The following is a 218-nucleotide window of genomic DNA, read 5'->3' as shown; positions in this document are numbered from 1 at the left end:
TAACCGTATTTTTGTTTCCATTTCTTGTTTGAACCATACAGTTTTTGGCAACCAACAGCTCGATTACGAGGGTGTCCTTGTTCCCAAAAGGCAGCACCATCTCCAGAGATTTCTTTAATGGTGCGACGAGTTTGCTTGAGCAGATTAGGCAACACTTCTGCATCTGTCACGCCTGATAAGGTCAGTTCGGCTGCGATGATCTCATGAGTATCAGTATC

The 218-nt window shown here is 44.5% G+C and carries 1 pseudogene; it reads right to left on the bottom strand.

Features of this window, described 5'->3' with window-relative positions:
- Window positions 1-218: pseudogene (locus Q1A70_RS20795) on the bottom strand (IS5/IS1182 family transposase); the annotation flags it as partial.

Origin of the sequence: uncultured Vibrio sp., from assembly GCF_947488985.1 — a bacterium.
Classification (GTDB): domain Bacteria; phylum Pseudomonadota; class Gammaproteobacteria; order Enterobacterales; family Vibrionaceae; genus Vibrio.
The sequence above is the reverse complement of the archived record's forward strand: the minus strand, read 5'-3'. Positions and strand labels throughout refer to the sequence as shown.